This window comes from Candidatus Symbiothrix dinenymphae (genome assembly GCF_001431085.1).
Genome location: NZ_BBRU01000058.1, coordinates 1 through 1,098, shown reverse-complemented (window position 1 = coordinate 1,098; position 1,098 = coordinate 1). Strand labels below are relative to the sequence as shown.

The window sequence follows — 1,098 nt, the reverse complement described above, 5'->3', positions numbered from 1 at the left end:
AATCGCCAAACTGTTGAACCGATGTAGCCTGCGATACAATTATTTCGAGTAAAGTCGCCGCGCTTCTCTACATTGACGTAAGTGCCGGGGGGAAGCGTGCAAGAGCCATAAGTATTAGCATACGCTTGACCATTGTCAGCAACATCTGCATCGGCTTTACTATCTGCATCGGCTTGACTAATGGTAGATGTGTGGTTCCCCGCCGCAACAATATAAGTTACCTGTGAACCGATGTATTCCGGGTCACAATTATTTCTGGTAAATGTGCCGCGCTTTTCAACACTTCTGAAAAGTTCAATACAAGAGCATATATCATTAGCATTCTTTTGACCTTCTACATTAAGAAGCTCCAGCGCACGAGTGTTAGCATCTGCTGTGCTAACATTAGACTTGATAGTACCCACCGGAACAGCATAGTCCTCCGGAGGCGAGGGAGTGTATCCGGGCAGACAATCATTTTTAGTAAAACTGGCATGTAGAGGTGTATTATTACAGTAGGTTTTTCGGAGCACCGGAAGTCCCTTAGTGGTACCGTTATCATCATTCGGCATATCCCAAACGTTTGTGAAATTCCAAGTCGACAAGTTAGCTGCAAACCATGTTCGCGATTTAAAACTATCAAGTGCTGCATCTGCTCCATTTTGCTGGGCAGTGCCTATCTCGTTGGTCGGCTTCACACCATTAATTGTCATATCTTGGTTAGCATAACAATTAATGCTGCGAATACTATTATCCCTTATTCTAAAACTACCGTTGGAACGAGCGGACATCGTGGCATTAGCTGCAAAGCTATTTGAAATAGAAGTCTGCACAGAAAAACCTGAAGCTATACCAAAAACGTCATCACCTCCTATATCACCTGCATTGTAGCAATTATTGATTTCCGAGCCATTCCCCCGCAACCACGCAATGCCACTACAGTAAATGGAGGTAGCATCGGGAGATACAATATTAGCAATGTTGTAACAATTTTCGATGATGCTCCGCCCCTGCGCCTCACCGACAATGGCTCCTATATAACGCAACTCATCCTCGGTGAAATAAGCGGCGGTTATAGTGCCGGTTACCCCTAAATTTTTAATGGTGCTATTCGAAATA

At 44.3% G+C, this 1,098-nt stretch carries 1 protein-coding gene; it reads right to left on the bottom strand.

The genetic code is table 11. The features are described from left to right. The coding region (locus ASC50_RS01055; RefSeq protein ID WP_226995309.1) for a DUF5977 domain-containing protein at positions 1-1,098 on the bottom strand (1,098 nt) is incomplete at both ends.